The sequence below is a fragment of the Ralstonia sp. SET104 genome, assembly GCF_003851545.1.
In the GTDB taxonomy this organism is placed as follows: Bacteria; Pseudomonadota; Gammaproteobacteria; order Burkholderiales; family Burkholderiaceae; genus Ralstonia.
Genome location: NZ_BHVX01000001.1, coordinates 418,497 through 438,882, shown reverse-complemented (window position 1 = coordinate 438,882; position 20,386 = coordinate 418,497). Strand labels below are relative to the sequence as shown.

General features: G+C 65.0%; 16 protein-coding genes, 1 pseudogene and 1 riboswitch. Of the genes and pseudogenes, 4 read left to right on the top strand and 13 right to left on the bottom strand.

Features of this window, described 5'->3' with window-relative positions; genetic code table 11:
- The first annotated feature begins 12 nt into the window (after positions 1-12).
- Positions 13-1,398, top strand: coding sequence for an amino acid permease (locus PSUB009319_RS01955; RefSeq protein ID WP_124380561.1), 1,386 nt, complete (start codon positions 13-15; stop codon positions 1,396-1,398).
- A gap of 24 nt (positions 1,399-1,422) precedes the next feature.
- Here PSUB009319_RS01955 and PSUB009319_RS01950 read toward each other — a convergent pair whose 3' ends face one another.
- From PSUB009319_RS01950 to PSUB009319_RS01925, 6 genes are all read right to left on the bottom strand, one after another.
- The gene (locus PSUB009319_RS01950; RefSeq protein ID WP_124380560.1) at positions 1,423-2,352 is read right to left on the bottom strand and encodes an amidohydrolase family protein; all 930 of its coding nucleotides are present in this window, start codon (positions 2,350-2,352) and stop codon (positions 1,423-1,425) included.
- Positions 2,353-2,354: 2 nt separating this feature from the next.
- A complete protein-coding gene (locus tag PSUB009319_RS01945) occupies positions 2,355-3,689 on the bottom strand; it encodes an MFS transporter (RefSeq protein ID WP_124380559.1) in 1,335 nt (444 codons plus the stop codon).
- A gap of 86 nt (positions 3,690-3,775) precedes the next feature.
- Entirely contained in the window at positions 3,776-5,149 is a 1,374-nt protein-coding gene (locus PSUB009319_RS01940; protein WP_124380558.1) for an MFS transporter, read from the bottom strand.
- A gap of 56 nt (positions 5,150-5,205) precedes the next feature.
- Positions 5,206-6,156: an SMP-30/gluconolactonase/LRE family protein gene (locus PSUB009319_RS01935; protein ID WP_124380702.1), complete on the bottom strand. Its 951-nt coding sequence runs from the start codon at positions 6,154-6,156 to the stop codon at positions 5,206-5,208.
- A 5-nt stretch (positions 6,157-6,161) separates the two neighbouring features.
- Complete coding sequence (locus tag PSUB009319_RS01930) at positions 6,162-7,109, bottom strand: hydroxyacid dehydrogenase (protein ID WP_124380557.1); 948 nt, start codon at positions 7,107-7,109, stop codon at positions 6,162-6,164.
- On the bottom strand, positions 7,109-7,807 hold the full coding sequence (locus PSUB009319_RS01925) for an RraA family protein (RefSeq protein WP_124380556.1): 699 nt from the start codon (positions 7,805-7,807) through the stop codon (positions 7,109-7,111). The genes PSUB009319_RS01930 and PSUB009319_RS01925 overlap by 1 nt, the downstream gene beginning before the upstream one ends.
- Before the next feature lie 170 nt (positions 7,808-7,977).
- Between PSUB009319_RS01925 and PSUB009319_RS01920 the strand changes: the two genes are divergently transcribed.
- Both PSUB009319_RS01920 and PSUB009319_RS01915 read left to right on the top strand, forming a co-directional pair.
- On the top strand, positions 7,978-8,688 hold the full coding sequence (locus tag PSUB009319_RS01920) for an IclR family transcriptional regulator (protein WP_124380555.1): 711 nt from the start codon (positions 7,978-7,980) through the stop codon (positions 8,686-8,688).
- Between the two features lie 52 nt (positions 8,689-8,740).
- Positions 8,741-8,914 (top strand): annotated as a pseudogene (locus PSUB009319_RS01915) (GNAT family N-acetyltransferase); the annotation flags it as partial.
- On the opposite strand, the gene PSUB009319_RS01910 reads toward PSUB009319_RS01915, so the two are convergent.
- A complete protein-coding gene (locus PSUB009319_RS01910; RefSeq protein WP_124380554.1) occupies positions 8,904-10,184 on the bottom strand; it encodes a voltage-gated chloride channel family protein in 1,281 nt (426 codons plus the stop codon). The pseudogene PSUB009319_RS01915 and the gene PSUB009319_RS01910 overlap by 11 nt on opposite strands.
- Positions 10,185-10,261: 77 nt before the next feature.
- Positions 10,262-10,363, bottom strand: a riboswitch (Fluoride riboswitch).
- A gap of 277 nt (positions 10,364-10,640) precedes the next feature.
- Here PSUB009319_RS01910 and PSUB009319_RS01905 point away from each other — a divergent pair.
- Positions 10,641-12,134: an acyl-CoA synthetase gene (locus PSUB009319_RS01905; RefSeq protein ID WP_124380553.1), complete on the top strand. Its 1,494-nt coding sequence runs from the start codon at positions 10,641-10,643 to the stop codon at positions 12,132-12,134.
- Between the two features lie 34 nt (positions 12,135-12,168).
- On the opposite strand, the gene PSUB009319_RS01900 is transcribed toward PSUB009319_RS01905, so the two are convergent.
- From PSUB009319_RS01900 to PSUB009319_RS01875, 6 genes are all read right to left on the bottom strand, one after another.
- A complete protein-coding gene (locus PSUB009319_RS01900) occupies positions 12,169-13,938 on the bottom strand; it encodes a phospholipase D-like domain-containing protein (RefSeq protein ID WP_124380552.1) in 1,770 nt (589 codons plus the stop codon).
- 245 nt (positions 13,939-14,183) lie between these two features.
- Entirely contained in the window at positions 14,184-15,341 is a 1,158-nt protein-coding gene (locus PSUB009319_RS01895) for an enoyl-CoA hydratase/isomerase family protein (protein ID WP_124380551.1), read from the bottom strand.
- Positions 15,338-16,135 carry an enoyl-CoA hydratase gene (locus PSUB009319_RS01890; protein WP_124380550.1) on the bottom strand — a complete coding sequence of 266 codons (798 nt, stop codon included), beginning with the start codon at positions 16,133-16,135 and terminating at the stop codon, positions 15,338-15,340. The genes PSUB009319_RS01895 and PSUB009319_RS01890 overlap by 4 nt, the downstream gene beginning before the upstream one ends.
- Positions 16,135-17,028 (bottom strand): 3-hydroxyisobutyrate dehydrogenase, encoded by an 894-nt coding sequence (gene mmsB, locus PSUB009319_RS01885; RefSeq protein WP_124380549.1) that lies wholly within the window; start codon positions 17,026-17,028, stop codon positions 16,135-16,137. Before mmsB ends, PSUB009319_RS01890 begins: the two co-directional genes overlap by 1 nt.
- Positions 17,029-17,047: 19 nt before the next feature.
- The gene (locus PSUB009319_RS01880) at positions 17,048-18,607 is read right to left on the bottom strand and encodes a CoA-acylating methylmalonate-semialdehyde dehydrogenase (RefSeq protein ID WP_124380548.1); all 1,560 of its coding nucleotides are present in this window, start codon (positions 18,605-18,607) and stop codon (positions 17,048-17,050) included.
- 68 nt (positions 18,608-18,675) lie between these two features.
- Positions 18,676-20,379, bottom strand: coding sequence for an AMP-binding protein (locus tag PSUB009319_RS01875; protein WP_124380547.1), 1,704 nt, complete (start codon positions 20,377-20,379; stop codon positions 18,676-18,678).
- Between the last annotated feature and the right edge of the window lie 7 nt (positions 20,380-20,386).

Below are 20,386 nucleotides of genomic sequence, written 5' to 3'. Positions count from 1 at the left end.
GAACCTCACACCATGACCAAGGCCACCGGCAGCTTCGAAGCGCTGGCCGCACGCGAGGGCGGCCTGCAACACCGCCTGTCTTCTGCACAGCTCACCATGATCGCCATTGGCAGCGCGATCGGCACGGGCCTGTTCCTGGGCAGCGGCGCGGCCATCCAGTTGGCTGGCCCAGGCGTGATTGCCAGCTACGCCATCGGTGCGGCGATAGCCCTGCTGCTGATGGGCTGCCTGGCCGAGATGGTCGTCGCACACCCTACGACCGGTTCGTTCGGCGCGTATGCCGAGCACTACGTCAGCCCGCTCGCCGGGTTCCTGGTGCGCTATGCGTACTGGGCGGCGGTCGTCTTCGTGATCGGCGCAGAGGTGACGGCGGTGGCGGTGTACATGGCGTACTGGTTTCCGGGCGTGCCGGCATGGGTGTGGATCGTCGGGTTTTCAGCCGTGCTGGTGTGGATCAACGCGAGCAGCGTCGACGTATTTGGCGTGGCCGAATACTGGTGCTCGATGATCAAGGTGGTGGCCATCGTCGTGTTTCTGGCGGTGGCGAGCTACGCCATCTATCGCGCACCCGATGGCGGACCCATCGGCTTTCACAACTACGTGAGCGCGGGCGGGTTTCTGCCGCATGGGTGGTCGGGCGTGTGGTTTGGCGCGGTCATCAGCATCTTCAGCTTCTTCGGCATTGAACTGATTGCCGTGGCCGCAGGCGAGGCACGTGAGCCTGAAGCCGCGGCCACCAGTGCATTCCGCTCCACGCTGTTCCGACTGGTGTTCTTCTACCTCTGCACGCTCGCGCTGATGTTGGCTGTGGTGCCGTGGCAAGAGGCCGGCACCGGCAAGAGTCCGTTCGTGCGGGTGATGGAAATCCTGGGCATTGCCGGCGGCGCCGGTGTGATGAACTTCGTGGTGCTCACGGCTGCCCTGTCGTCGATGAACGCACAACTGTATGTGTCAACGCGCATGCTGTTCAGCCTTGCACGCGGCGGGCAGGCGCCCAAGGCGCTTGGCGCGGTGAGCAAAAACGGCGTGCCGCTGCGCGCGCTGGCGGTGTCCAGTTCCGGCGCGGCATTGGCCGCAGTCCTGAGCGTAGTGCTGCCGGGGCACTCGTTCCTGCTGATGATGTCGCTGGCGATGTTCGGGGCGCTGTTCACGTGGCTCGTCATTTTCGTCACGCATCTGCGCTTCCGGCGTGCTGCCGAGCGTGAAGGCCGCGCGCTGCGCTTTCGCATGTGGGGCTACCCCGTGCTGACCATCATTGGCGCCATCGCCATGGCAATCATTATTGTCAGCACGGCCTGGATGGCGGATTTCCGCATGACGCTGGTGGTGGGCGTGCCGTTTCTGGCGGCGATGGCGGTGGTGTTTCGGTGGGTGCGCCCGCGTGTGAACCACACCTGAACAACAGCTCCAGCATCAAGCCATTCAAAAACCGTAGAGCTTGACCGGGTTGGCAACAAAGATCATGTGCTGCCAATCTGCTCGCCCGATCCACGCGGCGATTGTGTCGACCAGCGCGGCATCATCCGGCTTGTGCGCTTTTTCAGTCGGATGCGGCCAGTCGGTGCCCCAGAGCGTTCGCTCGGGCGCCATGCTGATGAACGTCTTGGCCACGGGTTCAACATCGGCATAGGCAGGGGCGCCGGTCTTGGTATCGACGTAGGGCCCGGACAGCGTAATCCACGTGTTGCCCTTGTCGACAAGGCGTTGTGCGGTTCGCATCGCGTCAGACTGCATGCCGCCCGGCTGCGGAACATGCGCGATATGGTCGATGACGAGCGGGCACGGCAGCGTAAGCAGATGCTGCTCCAGTTCAGGCAGCTTCGCGCCCTGCACCACCAGCTCGATATGCCACCCGAGTGCGTTGATGCGCGATGCCAGCGGAGCCAGCATGTCGAGCGTGGTTGCGCCGGGATAGCTCAGGTTGAAGCGAATGGCCCGGAAGCCCGCCGTGTTCATCTCCACAAGCTGCGCATCCGTCACGGACGTATCGACCACCGCAACACCGCGCGCGTTGGGCCCGAAACGTTTGAGCGCATCCAGCGTACAACTGTTGTCGGTTCCGTACGTCGAGGGCGTGACGACCACGTTGCGCTGCACGCCCAGACGCGCCTGCACCTTGCGATACTGCTCGATGCTCGCGTTGGGCGGCCGGAGCGTGGTGCCCGGTGCGCTCGGGAAGCGATCATCGTAGATGTGCATGTGGCAGTCCACCGCACCCGGCGGCGGCTTGAACGCCGGTTTGTCGCTGCCGCTGGACCACACCTCTTGCGCTGCGGCGAATGCGGGCATCGCGTTAACCACGGCACCCGCACCCGCCATCTGCAGGAACTGCCTTCTGCTGAATGCGGGCATGGTCAGGCGGTCTCCGTCTTGTTCAGCACCTGGCCTTCTGGCCCGTTCGGCTTTGCGCGGCTCAACAGCAGCAGCGTCGTCACACTCACCAGCGTCAGCAGGGCCAGCGGCATCAGCGCCAGTGCATAGCTGCCGGTGGCCTGCTTGACCCAACCGTACACGTTCACCATCAAGCCGCCGCCAATGAGGTTGGCAATCGCGTTGATGGTTGCAAGCCCGGCGGCGGCGGCGCTATTCGAAAGCATGCCGGAGGCCAGCGCCCAGAACGGCCCCTTGAACGAGTACGCGCCCACCAGCACCGCACACAGCATCACCATGGTCGGCACCAATGACCCGCTGAGCGACGTGCCGAACAGGCCCAGGCCAATCAACAGCATGGGAACGGCGGTGTGCCAGCGGCGCTCCTTCAGGCGGTCTGACCGGCGGCCCCAATACACCATCAGCACCGACGCCACGGCATACGGCACCGAGTTGAGCAGCCCCGTCTGCATGACGGTCAGCCCGAAGGATTTGAGCAACTGTGGTTGCCACACCGACAGCGTGCTGCCCGCTGCCGACGCGCACACATCCACCAGTGCGAGGCACAGCACGTAGCGGTTGCAGAACAGCTTGGCCAGCGGCATCTGCGCAACTTTCTTTGGCCCGCGCGCCTCGCCAGCCAGCGTGTTCGTGAGCCACTGGCGCTCTTCGTTCGACAACCACTTGGCTTCTTCCGGCCGATTTGTCAGCAAGCCCAGGCAGGCGATGCCCAGCAGCACCGTGGGAATGCCTTCAAGGATGAACAGCCAGTGCCAGCCACGCAGCCCGGCCAGACCATCCATCTGCAGCAGCGCTGCCGAAATGGGCGAGCCGATGAAGCTTGCCGCCGGAATCGCCACCATGAACGTCGCCACGATACGCGCGCGGTGCGTTGCCGGAATCCAGTACGAGAGATACAGCAGCACACCCGGAAAGAACCCGGCCTCTGCGGCGCCCAGCAGGAAGCGCAGCGCGTAGAACGACGCCGGGCCGCGCACCAGTGCCGTCGCGGCCGAGATCAGCCCCCAGGTGATCATGATCCGCGCGATCCAGATGCGCGCGCCGTAGCGCTGCAGCGCCAGGTTGCTCGGCACCTCGAAGAAGAAGTACGACACGAAGAACAGGCTGCTGCCGAACCCGAACACGCGGGCTGTCAGCCCAAGGTCATGGTTCATCTGCAGCGAGGCCATGCCCACGTTGCCGCGGTCGATGAAGGCCAGCAGGTAGCAGAGCATGAGGAATGGCACGAGCCGCCAGACCACCTTGCGCAGGGTCTGCTGCTCGATTTCTGTGACACCGGTACTGCCCGTCACTTGCATGTGTGTCTCCTGGCGCCGTCGCGTGCTGCGCGGCGCTATTGGATGTCTAGGAAGAAAGGTACTGCGATCGCGCCGCTAATGGGCCATCAATGAGCCGCCGCTTCACCGGCATCGGCACCGGGGTCCCCCAGCCAGGCAATAGCCAGCGCACCGATGAGCAGCACCGCCGACACCGCCAGCAGCGGCGCCGTGAAGCCATGCGAAAACTGCTTGATGGCACCGATCATCGACGGGCCGACAAAGCCGCCCAGGTTGCCCACGGAAACGATCAGCGCCAGGCCGCCCGCCGCCGCACGGCCGGTCAGGAAGCTGGAGGGAATCGCCCAGTACGTCGCCTGGAACGCGAGAATGCCGCTCACCGTCAGGCACAACGCCGCCAGCTTGAGTGCCGGTGCATCCAGCGCCGTGCTGGCCGCCAGCGCCACGGCGGCAACGACCAACGCGCCAGCCACATACGGGATGCGGTTCTGCGCGCGGTTCGCCACACGCGCCCACCACAGCATAACTACCGCGCCCATCGCATAAGGAATGGCCGTCAGCCAGCCGACCACCGCATGCTCAACGCCAAACTGCTTGATGATCTGCGGCATCCAAAGGCCCACGCCGATGGAACCGACGATGCCGCAGAAGTTGATGAACGCCAGTACGAAGACGCGCCAGTTGGTCATCGCATCCCGCAGGTCGGTGCCGTGCTTGCTGGCGATGTTGCGTTGTTCCAGCGCAAGGCGGCGCGCGAGCACGGCTTTTTCATCATCGGTCAGCCACTTGGCTTTTTCAGGCCGGTCTGCCAGCACAAACAGGCACGCAATGCCGAGCACCACCGCCGGCAGCCCTTCGATCAGCAGCAGCCATTGCCAGCTTCGCAAGCCATGCAGCCCGCCCAATTGCAGCAGCGCACCGGAAATCGGCGAACCAATCATGTTCGCCACCGGAATGCCCACCAGAAACGCCGCCGTCACCTTGGCGCGCCAGCGGCCCGGAAACCAGTGCGTGAAGTACAGGTAGATGCCGGGCGTGAAGCCGGCCTCGGCAAGGCCCAGCAGGAACCGCGCGGCGGCAAAACTCTTGGGGCCAACCACAAACGCCGTGGCCATCGAGAACAGGCCCCACGTGATCATGATCCGCGCGATCCAGATCCGGGCGCCCACCTTCTGCATGATGAGGTTGCTCGGAATCTCGAACAGAAAGTAGCCGATGAAGAACAGCCCCGCCCCGAACCCGAACTGCTCGGCGGTCAGGCCAAGATCCTTGTTCATCGTGAGCGCAGCAAAGCCCACGTTGGTGCGATCGAGGTAGCTGATCACATAGCAGGCGAAGATGAACGGCAGGATGCGGCGGAACGCCTTGGCCAGCGTGCGTTCGCTCGCCTGGTAGTCCGCATCGGGCAGCGCAGGAGCAACGCGCGCCTCTGCGCCATGGGGTGGCGTGGCGGCATTGGCGGTGCTTAGGGACTGGGACATTTGCATGGTCTCCTCCATCGCGCTTCTATGAGCGCTACGGGTTGCGTATCAATGAGCTAGGGCTGGGGCTTGGCCTGCTTTGCCCGATGCGGCAGCGCGCCCGCGACGTCCATCTCGGTCTTGAGCACCGTGCCGGACACCGATTCCGTCATGAACAGCGTCTTCATTTCGGGGCCGCCGAAGCACAGATTGGTGAGCGACGCGCCTTCCGGGCTGGTCACAATCACCTCCGGTTCCGCGCGGTGATTCAGCACCCACGCACGACCGAGGCCGGGGTTAGCCACAAAGAGCCGCCCCGCCGTGTCGATCGTCAAACCATCGGGGCCGCTCGGGCCGTACGAGGTGAAGAACTGCCCCACCTTGCTGACGGACCCGTCTGCCTGCAGCGGCGCGCGCCAGACGCAGTTGCCGCGCGTCATGGCAACGTACAAGACCTTCTCGTCGGGCGACAGCACAAGCCCGTTCGGGCTGGGGCAGTTGCTGAGCAGCATGTCGAGCTTGCCGTCCGCCGACAGGCGATAGACGCGACCCGTCGGGTCGTGCAGTCCGGTCTGGCCCTGATCTGTGAAATACAGGTTGCCCCTGGAGTCGAACGTCAGGTCATTCACACCCTTGAAGCGCTCCGAATTGCGCCGCTCCAGGTAAGGCGTGACCTCACCGCGTGCGATATCGAGCAGCATCAGCCCATTGCGGTAGTCGGTGATGAGCAGGTGCGCATCGTCGACAAGTTTCATGCCGTTGGGCTCGCCGTCGTACTCGGCCACCAGTTCCCAATCGCCCGCAGGCGAGATGCGGAAGATGCGGCCATGCGGGATATCGGTCACGTACAGATGGCCGCGACCTTCGCCGTCAGGGCTCCACACCGGCCCTTCGAGGAAGGAGTCGGTGGCTAGCCCGCCGCGATTGGCGCGTGACCATTCCGTCTGGACATCGGGCTTACGAAATTTGGCGGGCATGCGCGTGAAGACGTCGGCTTCACGCACGGCAGGTGGCGAGAGCGTGAACATAGGCATCACGCGGCGGTGCGCGCGCGCTCCCCGATCACGGCAAGCACGTTGGCAGCAGCGCCCTTGCCCATGTTCACATAGGCTGCATCGCTCACGCCGCCGATGTGCGGCGACAGGATGACGTTCGCAATGCCCTGGAACGGGTGCGGCGTGGTCATCGGCTCCACATCGAAGCTGTCGAGCCCGGCCGCGCGCAACTGGCCGCTGGCGAGTGCCTCAGACAATGCGGGCTCGTCAATCAAACCGCCCCGCGCCGTATTGACGAGAATCGCGCCGGGCTTGAAGCAACGCAACGCATCACGGTTCAACATCTTGCGGTTCTCGGCGGTCAGCGGGCAGTGCAGCGACACTACATCGGACTGCGCATACAACTCGGCGAGGCTGACCAGCTTCACGCCGGCCGGCGCCTCCTTGGCGTATGGATCAAACGCAATGACGTTCATACCAAACGCCAGCCCGATAGCGGCAGCCCGACGCCCGATCGCACCCAGGCCAACCAGGCCCAGCGTGCGGCCATCCAGTTCGACCGACTTGTGCGTGGCCTTATCCCAATGCCCGGCGCGCATGCGTGCGTCGAGCTGCGGCACGGCCTTGGCACACGCCAGAATCAGCGCCCAAGCATGCTCGGCCACAGCGGCCGCATTCGCGCCCACGGCCGCGCGCACGGCAATGCCACGCGCGGCTGCAGCGTCCTGATCAATGACGTCGATCCCGCTGCCATGCTTGGAGATCACCTGCAGGTTGGCGGCGGCATCCATGATGCGGGCGTTCACCTTGCCGTAGCGGACGATGATCGCCACCGGCTTGTGACGCGCGCAGAGCGCAACGATGTCGTCTTCGGTGGGCTGCTTGCCAGCGAACACGACTTCGAAGTCGCCCAGCATGTCCAGCGCCTGCGGCGCGAGGTCAGCCGCTGTCACCAGCACAACGGGCTTGTGTGCAGTCGCGCCCATCACAGAACCTCGCCTTCGGCCAGCATGCCCGCGGCGCGCAGTTCCTTCTCGAGCCAACCCGGGCGCGTGTCGCCCTTGCGGATGGCGGCAATCCGGGCCGCTTCCGCATCCACCTTCTTCTGTGCGAGCACCAGAATGCGCTCGACATCTTCACGCGGGATAACGACCACGCCATCCGCATCGCCCACCACCAGATCACCGGGGTGCACCGTCGCGCCGGCGGCGGACACGGGCAGGTTCACGCGCCCCGCCACGCTCTTGGTCGGGCCGCACGGGTTGAGCCCGGCGGAAAAGATCGGGAACACGCCGTTCGCCAGCTCGTGCGAATCGCGCACCGCGCCATCGATGACAAACCCGGCGATGCCTGTGGCGTGTGCTTGCGTGGCCATGATCTCGCCGATCAGCGCGCAGCTCTGGTCGCCCTTGCCGTCCACCACGATGACATCGCCCGGCTTGGCGACTGCCATGGCGGCGTGGATGGCGAGGTTGTCGCCGGGGCGGACTTCAACCGTCACAGCCGGGCCCGCCACTTTCATGGTCGGTGCCAGCGGCTTGACGCGGCCGTTCAGGGTGCCGCGACGGCCGGCAACGTCCGCCAGGATGGCTGCCTGGAAGCGGGCTGCGGCCTCGACGAGGGTGGGCGAAACACGCTCGATATCTCGAACGATGGCGGAAGTGGTATGCGAAGGGGTACTCATGAAAAATCTGCCTCAATCTGATGAGTTGTACCATGTACAACTATGGTGTACTAAGCGAAACCACTATAGCCCCGGCAAGCGAGACGATCCACTCGCGTTTACCCTTCCGTCAGATACAACAGCGTTGTACATAGTACAATCTTGCCGTTCATCAATTCAGGGAGTTGGGAATGGGGAATGACGGCGTCGCCGCAGTAGAAAAGGCGTTGGCCTTGCTGGATTGCTTCAAGCCGGGGGCGGAAGCGTTGTCACTCGCGGCGCTGGCGCAGGCCTCGGGCATGCACAAGACCACGGTGTATCGGCTGATGAACTCGCTGGAGCGCATGAGCTATGTCGTCCGCTCCGAGTCGGGCGCGTATTCGCTCGGGCCGCGCCTGCTGTATCTGGGCAAGCTCTACGAGCAGTCCTTCCACTTATCTTCCGTGGTCGAACCGGTGCTGCACGCGTTGGCCGCAGCCACCCGGGAGAGCGCATCGTACTACGTCATCGACCACGGCCGGCGGCTGTGCCTGTTTCGCGCCGAGCCCTCGGAAGGCCTGCGCGAGACGCGTTTGCCGGGCACCTCGCTGCCGCTGGACGACACGGCCATCAGCCACGTGCTCCGCTACTGGGGCCTGGGCGACACGCTGTACGACGAAGCGCCCGAACTGCCGCTGTTCACCTCGGGCGCGCGCGATCAGCACACGGCGGCGTTTGCCACGCCCGTCTTTGGCTCCGGCGACAAGTTCATGGCAGCGCTGACCTTGTCCGGCGCCGCATCGCGGCTCGAAGCTGCGCGTACGTCCGTCGATTTCGTCACAAAGCAGTTGCAGGCGGCGTCCGACCTGTCGCGCAAGCTAGGCGCAAGCGCGGCGCTGTGCGAACGCATCTACGGCGTTTGAGTGAAGCCATGAGCCAGCCCGCCTCCGACCTTTCGCAGCCGCGGCAGACGGCGATGCGCTGAACGAAAAGTCCCGCGCGGCGGTCCTGCGCATCGGCGCGAAGCTGGAAGGCATCGTCCGTCATGAGCGCATCAAGCCGGATGGCCGCAAGCACGGCTCGGTGCGATTCAGCATCATCGACACCGAGTGGCCTGAGGTGAAGGCGCTGCTCGGGGCTAAGCGCGCGGGGCGGATTCCGAAGCGGTTTGCCGCGCCGCTTCGGCTTGCGGCGGGCGCTTCGCATGGCCAATGCGCTGCGCGTGGTAAATACCGGTGTGGCCCGAAAAGAGATAGCTCACCACGCACGCAATGCCGGCAAACGTACCGACCTCGGGGCCGAAGAGCTCCATCGCCATCAACGTCGATGCGATGGGCGTGTTGGCCGCGCCCGCAAACACGGCCACAAAACCGAGACCGGCGAGCAACGGGAACGGCAGCGGCAGCACATAACCAAGCGCATTGCCCAGCGTCGCACCGATGTAGAACAGCGGCGTCACTTCGCCACCCTTGAAGCCGGAAGCGAGCGTGACGATGGTGAAGGCGGCCTTGCCAGCAAAGTCGTAGGCAGGCAGCGGGTTGTGAAAGGCATCCACGATGACGGGAATGCCGAGGCCCAGGTACTTGTCCGTACCGAGCGCCATGGCCGCAGCCACGACCACGCAGCCGCCCAGCACGGGGCGCAGCGGGCCAAACGCGATGTGATGCTTCAGCAGGCGGCCGAGCCGGTGCGTCAACGCTGCGAACGTCATGCCCGCCAGCCCGAAGACAATACCGGCCACGACCACCAGGCCGATGGCGATGGGCGTGAGATGCGGCACAAACGGGATCACATACGGCGTGTGATGCACGCCCAGCAGCGGCGGCACCAGATCGCCCACGATGGCCGCGATGAAGCACGGCAGGATCGCGTCATAGCGCAGGCGCCCGATTGCAAGCACCTCCAGCCCAAACACCGCGCCGGCCAGCGGCGTGCCAAACACCGATGCAAAACCGGCGCTAATGCCGGCCATCAGCAAGATGCGCCGGTCCGCCGGGGCCAACGAGAACAGCCGGGTCAGGTAGTCGGCAAAGCTGCCGCCCATCTGGACGGCCGTCCCTTCACGCCCGGCCGAACCGCCGAAGAGGTGGGTAACGACGGTGCCCAGCAGGATGAGCGGCGCCATGCGCTTGGGCACGACGCGCTTCGGGTCGTGGATCTCATCGATCAGCAGGTTGTTGCCGCCCTCCACTGACCGCCCCGTGTAGTGATAGAGCAAGCCGACGGCAAGGCCCGCCACGGGCAGAAACCACAGGAGCCATGGGTGTGCCGTGCACGTGTTGGTGGCCCAATCCAGCGCCAGCAGCAATACCGCCGAGCCGGCGCCCGCAAGCATGCCGACGAGCGCCCCCAACGAGAGCCAGCGCAGCAGATACCCGAACATGAGTAGCGGCTCGGAGCGTGTAACGGTTTTCTTCATGATGACCAGATTCGAAGAACTCAAACCTGAGTGACAGAACGTCGTACGGGCGTATGTCTACAACTTCCTTCGCTCAGGAACTTGCAGGCATCATCAGCCGATTGCGCGATTCGTTTCGGGATTCGTTTCGCGATTCGCTAACCGGCGGTTAAGGGAGGCATGCCATCTCCACAAGGGTGGGCATTGTGCCTGAAGGTGGCAACCGTCACAACTCAGCACAGTTGGGCTTTACCCGACTGCCGCAGGCCCTTCACCCGGTCTGCGGTGATATCGCCACACGCGCTCGCAGATGCACAAACAGGTTCGGCACAATTGGGCAGGCGTTGTCCAATCGCATTCACCAGTGTGCGAACCCGGGGCAGATTGTTCAGCATGGGGCGATCCGGCATGCTGCGCAGGTTGAGAGGCCGCCCGTTCAAAACAGCCAGACATAGAGACCCGCCACAGGAGACACGCATGACCGCCCACCTGATCTTCGATGATCGCCCAACCGATGCCGACACGCTGCTCGCACGCGGCGCCGCCCTTGCCGGCGGCTTGCGCCGCATGGGCGTGCAGGAAGGCGACGTGATCGGCGTGCTGCTGCGCAATACGCCCGCCTGCATTGACGTGATGCACGCCTGCCGCATTGCCGGGTGCTACTTCTGCCCGATCAACTGGCACTTCACGCCGGCCGAGGTGGAATTTCTGGTGCGCGATTCTGGCGCCAAAGTGTTGATCGGCCATCGTGACCTGGTCGACGCGGTCGAACCGCGACTGTCGCCCCACGTGCAATTGCTGCGCGTGGATGCGGAAGGCACCGACCGCGCCGATGGTTATGCCAACTGGCTCGCGCTGCAGACGCCGTACGACGGCCCGGTTGTCTCCCCGCGCGGGCACATGGCCTATACATCGGGCACCACGGGCCGGCCCAAGGGCGTCGTGCGCCAGGCCGTGCCGCTCGATCAGCTCGACGCGCACCTGCAAAGAGCACGTGCCGTGGTGGCGGCCACGTTCGGCATCGTGCCGGGCTGCCGCGCGCTGGTGCCGGCGCCGCTGTATCACAGCGCCCCGAGCCTGTTCGCGCAGCAAGCCGCGCAGATGGCGCAGGTGCTGGTGGTCAACGCGCGCTTTGACGCGCTGCGCGTGCTGGAGCAGATCGAGCGCTACCGCATCGACACCGTCTACCTCGTGCCGATCATGTACGTGCGCCTGCTCAAACTGACAGCGCAAGAGCGCAACCGCTACGACCTGTCATCGCTGCGGTTCGTGGCCTCCACCGGCGCACCGTGCGCGCCCGAGATCAAACGCCGCATGATCGACTGGCTCGGCCCCGTCATCTATGAGACGTATGCATCAAGCGAGACCGGGATGATCACGGTAATGGACCCGCGCGACGCCGCCGCCCGCCCCGGCAGCGCCGGCCGCCCGGTGTGCGAAGCGCAAGTGCGCATCCTGCGCGAAGACGGCACGCCCTGCCAAACCGGCGAGATCGGCCTGATCTACAGCCACCAGCCCGCCTACCCCGATTTCACGTACCGAGGCAATGACGAGGCCCGCAGCAAGATCGAGCGCGACGGCCTGGTCACGCTCGGCGACATGGGTTACCTCGATGCGGATGGCTACCTGTATGTGTGCGATCGCGCGTCGGACATGGTCATCTCGGGCGGCGTGAACATCTACCCGGCCGAGATTGAACACGCGCTGCTGCGCCACCCCGATGTGGTTGACTGCGCCGTCTTTGGCGTGCCGGATGACGAATACGGCGAGCGCCTCATCGCCGTGGTGCAGACCGAGCGCGAAGACCTGCAGGCAGACCCCGTGATCGAATGGCTGCGCGGTCAGATTGCCGGCTTCAAGATCCCGCGACAGATCGAGTTCACCGCCGCACTGCCACGCGACGACAACGGCAAGATCGCCAAGCGCCGCCTGCGCGACGCGTGGTGGGGCGACCGGCAGCGGCGCGTCTGAGCGCTGCGGCCAACGCCGTGGGTCAGATGACTGATCAGGCGACCGCTGCGGTTTTTGCCGTGCCGGACTTGGCAAACAGCGTGCGCTCCGTGAACTTGATGTTCTGCGGATCGTAGTAGGGGTCGGCCCAGGCACCGGTCGTCTTCAGCACCAGCGGTTTGCCTGCCGTGGCCTTCGATTCGCCCGCGCGGAAGCGGTAGTGGTCGAACAACCGGATGGCCTCGATCGCATAGGCCGTGACGATGACGGGGTCGTAGATGGCAATCAGGCTGTCGCCGTTCTGTTCCTCGCCGCCTTTCGAGAGGTTGGACGAGCCGCAGAACACGACGGGCTCATCGCCGTTGAAATCACACACGACAAACTTGTGGTGAATGTGCTGGCCGGTACCAGCGTCGACTTCCTGCTTGAATGGCGCGGGCGCTTCGTCCTTCAAATACGCGAACGACACGGTTTGCGAGGGCACATCGCGACCGGGTGCGAAGGCATCCACACCGCCCTGTTTGTCGATAACGCCCAGCGAGAGCAGCCCCGCCTTGTGCGGTACGACCTGTTCGAGCGTGGTCAACATCTCGCCGCCGCCATCGGTGGCCATCACGGCAAACAGCACGGACGACAGCGCACCCTTCACACGGTCAGCGGCCTCCGTCAACAACGCGTCGGTCTGATGCGGCGAGAACCCGAAGCGCGCACGCGGCGTGCTGCCTTTGGGCACAGCCTGCCAGTTGGCCGCCAGCGCATCGGCGCGGAAGGCAGCCGCCACCTTGCGGCTGCCGGCGGCATCTTCACCGTACTGGCCGATCAGACTCCACATGTGCTCGAACACCTGCGCATAGAGCTGCGCGGGTTCCTGCTCGAACACCAGTACGCTGTTGGCCTGCACATACAGCCCGCGCAACGAGAAGTTGGCTGAGCCCGCCAGCACGCGCACCGGATTGCCCGCGGCATCGCGCAGCAGGATCGCCTTGTGGTGCTGGAAGCGCGCGAAGTGCGTGCGGCGGACGTCTGCGCCCGCCTGCTTGAAGTATTCGGTGGCCTGCGTTTCGAAGGCGTTGTCGGTGCCATGACCGGTCGGGTTGGCGCCGGTGCCGACGTAGTTGTCTTGAATCACCCGGACCTTGCGGCCGTTCTGCGCGAGCCACGCAACGGCGCGGATGATGTCCGGCTCGTCCAGGTCATAAGCCAGCACGTCGATGCCGTAACCGTTGGACGCCCGGCACTGGTTGAGCAGATCGATGATGAGGCGGCGGCCGGTGGCACCCAGGTAGGCATACTTGTTCTGATACGGCTGCGTGTCGTACAGCAGCGGCGATTTGGTCTGCGCGCGCTTGTCTGGTGCCAGCGCCGTGTTGCCGCCGTAGTGATCAATGAACGCCTGCGACGACACATAACCGCGCACCATGCCCACCGTGGCCCAGTCGCTCATCGGCTGCTGCAGCGTGATGTTCACGGTGCGTGTGGCGCGCGTTTCGAGCTGCACGGGGTTCGTCGAGACAAAGTAGCGCGCATGCACCGTGTAGGTGAGCTGCGCAGCCGCATGCGGCGGAAAGTGAACCCAGTGAAACGACTGGACCGGCGCGTCGATGGAATCGGCGTATTTGCCAGCCTGCAGGGGCGCGTCTGCATGAATGGGCGTGTCGAACGTCAATCGATTCGGCACCCAGTACGGCGCTGCGCCCTGCGGTGCGCATTGGATGGCAAAGCCGGCGAGGTCTGCGCGGTCTGCATCGGCCAAGTCAAAGGCGAACAGCACCGCGCTGTCGCCCTGGTACACCTTCACTTGGAATGAATCGACGGATGTCGCCATGGTGGGCTCCTGGGTGACAAAACATCCGCCCATCTAGCACCGAAATTGTGACAACTGTCTGACGCGGGCCGCCAGAACCTAGCTGCCATGCGGCTTGCCGGGCAGCGCGTTCCATTCGGTTTCAGCCCGATTTGCACGGGACGCATGCAACCGGATGCCCAAGTGATCCCAAAAGTGATCACAAAAGTGACGCCAAAGCCGGTGATGACGCACACCAGCTCCGGCGCAGGCTGCAGGGATGAGATTCACACCGCGCCCAACCCCACCAGCGGATGCGCCTCCGCCCGCCACGGCGACGCCAGAAAATCCCGCACCCGCTCCGGCCGCACTTGTGGCAGCGTGGCGGGTGCCCAGCCGGGGCGATGGTCCTTGTCCACCAGATGCGCGCGCACGCCTTCACAGAAATCGCCGTCCTGAATCACGCGCGCGACGATGCCCAACTCCATCTGGAAGCATTCGGCCAGTGAAAGCTGCCGGCCACGCAGCAACGCTTCACGCGTGACATGCAGCATCGTTGGCGAATGCGTGGTCATCGCATCCAGCGTGGCCTGCAGCCACTGACGCGGCTCGCGGGCGAATTCGCGCTCCAGGCTTTCGCGCAGCGTGGCGACGATACGATCCACCGACGAACGCCGATCAAAATAGCGCTGCACCCACGGCATGGCCTGTGCCAGCGGCGCGTGCGGGACGATGTTGCACGGTGGCTCGAACACGCGGCGCAGCGCCTGCATGAGATCACCGTCGTGCGGCATGCGCTGCAGCCGGTCTTCAAACGAGACGAGCCATTCGGCGGGCACGCACACATCGGCCAGATGGCAATGCAGCGCGTCAGCGCCGGTGAGCGTCACGCCCGTCAGCCCCACATACAACTCCAGCTCCGGCGACATCACGCTCAAAAAGTGCGCTGCGCCCACGTCGGGCAGAAAGCCGATGCGCGTTTCGGGCATCGCCATCTTCGTGCGCTCGGTCACCACGCGCAGGCGCGCAGCCTGCCCGAGCCCCATGCCACCGCCCATCGTGATGCCGTCCATCAGCGCGACGATGGGTTTCTGGAACTGGTGCAGTGCGTAGTCGAGCCGGTATTCGTCGACAAAGAATTGCAGCCAGCCGTCGTCGCCATCCATGCGGCCCTGTTGCGCAAGCTGATAGAGCGAGCGCACGTCGCCGCCAGCGCAGAAGCCCTTCTGGCCGGCGCCGCGCAGCACCAGCGCGACAACGCCGTCATCGTGGCGGCATTGCTCCACCAGCACGGCCAACTGCCGCACCATGCCGTGCGACAGCGCATTCAACGCAGACGGCCGGTTCAGTGTGATGATGGCCACGCGATTGACCACACGCATCAACACATCGGGTTCAGCGGCAGCGGTATCGGGCGGTGTCGCCTGCAGTTGGACTGCACTCATTGCAGCGTCTCCGGTTCGTAGGCGGACTGCCAGCGCGGCGGGCGCTTCTCAAGGAACGCGTTCACGCCCTCGCGCTGATCCGGGTGGTCGAACAGGTCGACAAAGCGCTCGCGCTCCACGGCCAGCGCCGCGCTGCGCGGTACGCCGTTGCGCGCCTGGTGAATCAACTGTTTGCTGAAGGTGACGGCCTGCGGGCTGAGTGTCGTCACCCGCAGCGCCATGGCGATGGCAGCCTCGCGGGCGGCGCCGGTTTCCACAACCTCCTCCACCAGGCCGATACGCAATGCGGTCTGCGCATCGACGCGCTCGCCGGTCAGGATCATCCGCTTGGCCCAGCCTTCGCCCACGAGCCACGGCAGCGTCTGCGTGCCGCAGCCACAGCACAGCAGGCCCACGGCGGTTTCGGGCACCGCCAGCTTGGCATGCGCTTCAGCAATGCGAATGTCGCAGGACAGCGCGCACTCCAGGCCGCCGCCCATCGCAAAGCCGTTGATGGCCGCGATCACTACCGGGCGCGCATTCTGCAACGCCTCGAACGCGGCACCAAAACGCGCCGCGGCTTCGCGGGCGGCGTCGCGGTCGCCATCGGCAAAGGTGTTGAGATCGGCTCCCGCGCTGAAGAACTTGGGGCCATCGCCAGTGATGACGATGGCGCGCACGCGTGCGTCGGCGTTCAGCCGTTCCACGGTGGATTGCAGTTGCAACAACCCCTGCGGCGTAAACGCGTTGGCGGGCGGGCGCTTGAGCGTGAGCAGCGCGATGGTGTTGTCGTGCAGCGTTTCCAGTTCGATCATCACGCGGCTCCGTCTTTCCGATAGAGCTTGATGACGGCGGAGAAATCCAGCTTGCCGTCGCCCTTGCTGCTCACGGTCTGATAAAGCTGCTGCGCCAACGCGCCGAGATAGACCGGCTGATGCACGGACTTTGCGGCATCACCGGCCAAGCCAAGGTCTTTGAGCATCAGATCGGTGCCGAAACCGCCGGTGTAGCCGCGCGAAGACGGCGCCGTCTCGATCACGCCTGGGAACGGGTTGTACGTGTCCGAGCTCCAGCAGCGGCCCGTAGATGTGTTGATGATCCCGCCCAGCACCTTCGGATCGATCCCCAGTGCTTCACCCAGCGACATGGCCTCTGCCACGCCCGCCATGGTGATGCCGAGCACGAGGTTGTTGCAGATCTTCGCGCCCTGGCCTGCGCCGGTGTCGCCACAATGCACGAGGTTCTTGCCCATGGCGGACAGCACTGTGCGCACCTGCTCGAATGCCGCTGTGCTACCGCCCACCATGAACGTCAACGTGCCGGCCGCCGCGCCACCCGTGCCGCCTGAGACCGGCGCATCGATGAACGTGTTGCCGCGCTCAGCGGCCAGCGCGGCAAACGCCTTCACGCTGGCCGGGTCAATGGTGCTCGAATCGATGATGGGCACGCCTTTGGCAATGCCGGCCAGCACACCGTCTTCGGCCGTCAGCACATGGCGTACATGGGCGGCGGCGGGCAGCATGGTGATGACGGCCTCTGCCCCGGTCACGGCCTCCTTGGGCGAAGCGGCAGCGCTGGCGCCAGCCTCCACCAGCGCTCCGACCGCTTGCGTGTTCAAGTCGAACACGTTGAGTGTGTGGCCCGCCTTGAGCAGGTTGCGCGCCATCGGGGCGCCCATGTTGCCCAGGCCGATGAATGCGATTTTCATGACAACGCTCCTTGGCCGCTCAGCGCAGGCTGATGGTGGTGTTCACGCCGCCGGCGTCCACCGCATCGTCAAACCAGCGTGCGGTCACGGTCTTCGTTTGCGTATAAAACTGCACGACCTGCTTGCCGTACGGGCCCAGATCGCCCAGCTTGGAGCCGCGCGAGCCGGTAAAGCTGAAGTACGGCACCGGCACCGGAATCGGGATGTTGATGCCGACCTGGCCGACGTCGATCTCGCTCTGGAACTTGCGCGCCGATGCGCCGCTCTGGGTGAACAGGCCCACGCCGTTGCCGAACGGGTTGGCGTTGACCAGTGCAATGGCATCGTCCAGCGTGGGTGCGGTCAGCACCAGCAGCACGGGGCCGAAGATTTCATTGGTGTAGATGTCCATGTCGGTCGTCACATCGGTGAAGACCGTCGGGCCGACGAAGTTGCCGTCTTCGTAACCGGGCACGCGCACGTTACGGCCGTCCAGCGCCAGCGTGGCGCCCTGCTGCACCCCCGAGTCGATCAGGCCGAGGATGCGTTGCTTGGCCGCGCGCGAGACGACAGGGCCAACGTCCGTGCCCGGCTCCACACCGGCATTCACCTTGAGCGTCTTGGCCTTGGCGATCAGGTCCGGCACCCACTGTTGCGCAGCGCCCACCAACACCACTACTGACGTCGCCATGCAGCGCTGCCCTGCTGCGCCAAAGGCAGCGCCGACCAGCGCGTTGAGCGTCTGTTCACGGTTGGCGTCGGGCAGCACCACGGCGTGATTCTTCGCACCCATCATCGATTGCACGCGCTTGCCATGCTCGCTACCCAGGCGATACACGTGCGTGCCCACCGCCGTGGAGCCGACGAACGAAATCGCCTTCACGTGTTCGTGCGTGCAGAGCGCATCCACCACATCCTTGCCGCCGTGCACGACGTTGAGCACGCCCGGCGGCACCCCGGCTTCCAGCGCCAACTCGACGAGCTGCATGGTCGACAGCGGGTCTTGCTCCGACGGCTTCAGCACGAACGTGTTGCCACACACGATGGCCATCGGGAACATCCACAGCGGGATCATGGCCGGGAAGTTGAACGGCGTGATGCCCGCGCACACGCCAATCGGCTGACGCAGCGTGTAGGTATCGACTGCACCCGCCACGTTCTCCAGAAACTCGCCCTGCTGCAGCGAACCGATCGAGCACGCGTGCTCCACCACCTCCAGCCCGCGGAAGATGTCGCCTTCGGCATCGGGCAACGTCTTGCCTTGCTCGGCCGTGAGCGTACGGGCAATGCGCGGCGAGTGCTCACGAATGAGCGCCTGGAACTTGAGCATGATGCGCATGCGCGCGCCCACCGGCGTGTTCTTCCAGGTGGCAAAGGCAGCGTGCGCAGCCTGGATGGCGGCATCCACCTCATCGGCCGTGGCAAATGGCACGCGCGCCAACACTTCCTGCGTGGCAGGGTTCACGATGTCGCGCCACGCGTCCGACTTGGATTGGACGAACGCACCGCCGATCAACAGCTTGACGGTGGGCGGGGTGTCCTGATTGTCGGCAGGATTGGCGACAGGCTTGGCGGAAGCGAGAGAGGCTATGGCGCTCATTGGGGGTCTCCTAGGCAAATCGATGGCGGGGTTCAGGGGGGATCAGTGAAGATCAGCGGAATCCGGAATCAGGCGAAGTCTTCTTCCCAGTACTCGCCAGGCAGGCGGGCGGGCTGGGGCGTGCGCTCCAGTTCAAGACGGCGCAGCTCGACGCGGCGGATCTTTCCGGAGATGGTCTTGGGCAGCTCGCTGAACTGCAGGCGGCGGATGCGCTTGTAGGGCGCGAGCTTTTCGCGCGAGAACAGAAACACGGCACGCGCCAGTTCGGGCCCGGCTTCGTAGCCCTGGCGCACCGTCACGAACGCCTTGGGCACGGACAGGCGCAGCGGATCGGCACTCGGCACCACGGCGGCCTCGGCAATGGCCTCGTGCTCGATCAGCACGCTCTCCAGCTCGAACGGGCTCAGGCGGTAGTCGGACGACTTGAACACGTCATCCGTGCGGCCCACGTAGACGAAGTAGCCATCGTCGCGGCGCATGGCCACGTCAGACGTGTGGTAGTAGCCGTTGCGCATGGCCTCGGCGGTGGCGCGGGCGTTGTTGGCGTAGCCCTGCATCAAACCGAGTGGGCGGTGCGAGAGCGGCAGCACAATCTCGCCTTCGCTCGCGGGCTGGTCGTCATGGTCGACCAGTTCAACGCGATAGCCCGGCAGCGGGCGGCCTACCGAGCCCGGCACCACCGGCTGGCCCGGCGTGTTGCCGATCTGGCAGGTGGTCTCGGTCTGGCCAAAGCCATCGCGGATGGTCACGCCCCAGGCGCTGCGCACGCGCTCGATGATCTCGGGGTTCAACGGCTCGCCCGCGCCGACGATCTCTCGCAGCTTGACGGCATACGACGCGAGCGGCTCCTGCACCAGCATGCGCCACACGGTGGGCGGCGCGCACAGCGTGGTCACGCCACAGCGCACCAACGCATTCAACGTGTCTTTCGGCACGAAGCGCGCGTAGTTGTAGATGAACACGCAGGCCTGCGCGTTCCATGGCGCAAAGAAGCAGCTCCACGCGTGCTTGGCCCAGCCCGGTGAACTGATGTTCCAGTGGATGTCGCCCGGTTGCAGGCCGATCCAGTACATGGTTGACAGGTGGCCGACGGGGTAGCTCTGGTGTGTGTGCTCGACCAGCTTGGGCTTGGATGTCGTGCCCGACGTGAAGTACAGCAGCAGCGGATCGGTGGCCTTTGTGGGGCCATCGGGAACGAATTCAGCTGGTGCGTTGCAGGCATCCGCCAGATCGATCCAGCCATCACGCTGCGTACCCACTGCGATGCGCTTGACGCCAGCATCAACGCCATCGAACTTGTGCAGTTCCGCCGCGTCGACCACCACGCAGGTCGCAGCGCCCAGTTCAACGCGGTCGCACACATCGTCGGGCGAGAGCTGCGTCGTGGCAGGCAGCACCACCGCGCCCAGCTTCATCGCGGCCAGCATCACGTCCCACAGCTCGACGCGGTTGGGCAACATCAGCAGCAAACGGTCGCCGCGCACGATGCCGAGCCCGCGCAGGAAGTTCGCCATGCGCGACGAGCGCTCGGACATCTGCGCAAACGAGAGCTTCAGCCCCGCGCCCTGCAGGTCATCGACAATCCACAGCGCCGGATTGTCGTTGCCGCGCGCCATCACGTCGAAGTAATCGAGCGCCCAGTTGAACGTGTCCAGCTTCGGCCACGTGAATTCACGGTACGCGCGGTCGTAGTCGGTGCGATGGCGCTGCAGGAAATCGCGCGCCTCGACAAACCGCATTGAGCCCTCTGCTGCAGATGCCACTTCGTTCATCGTCGTC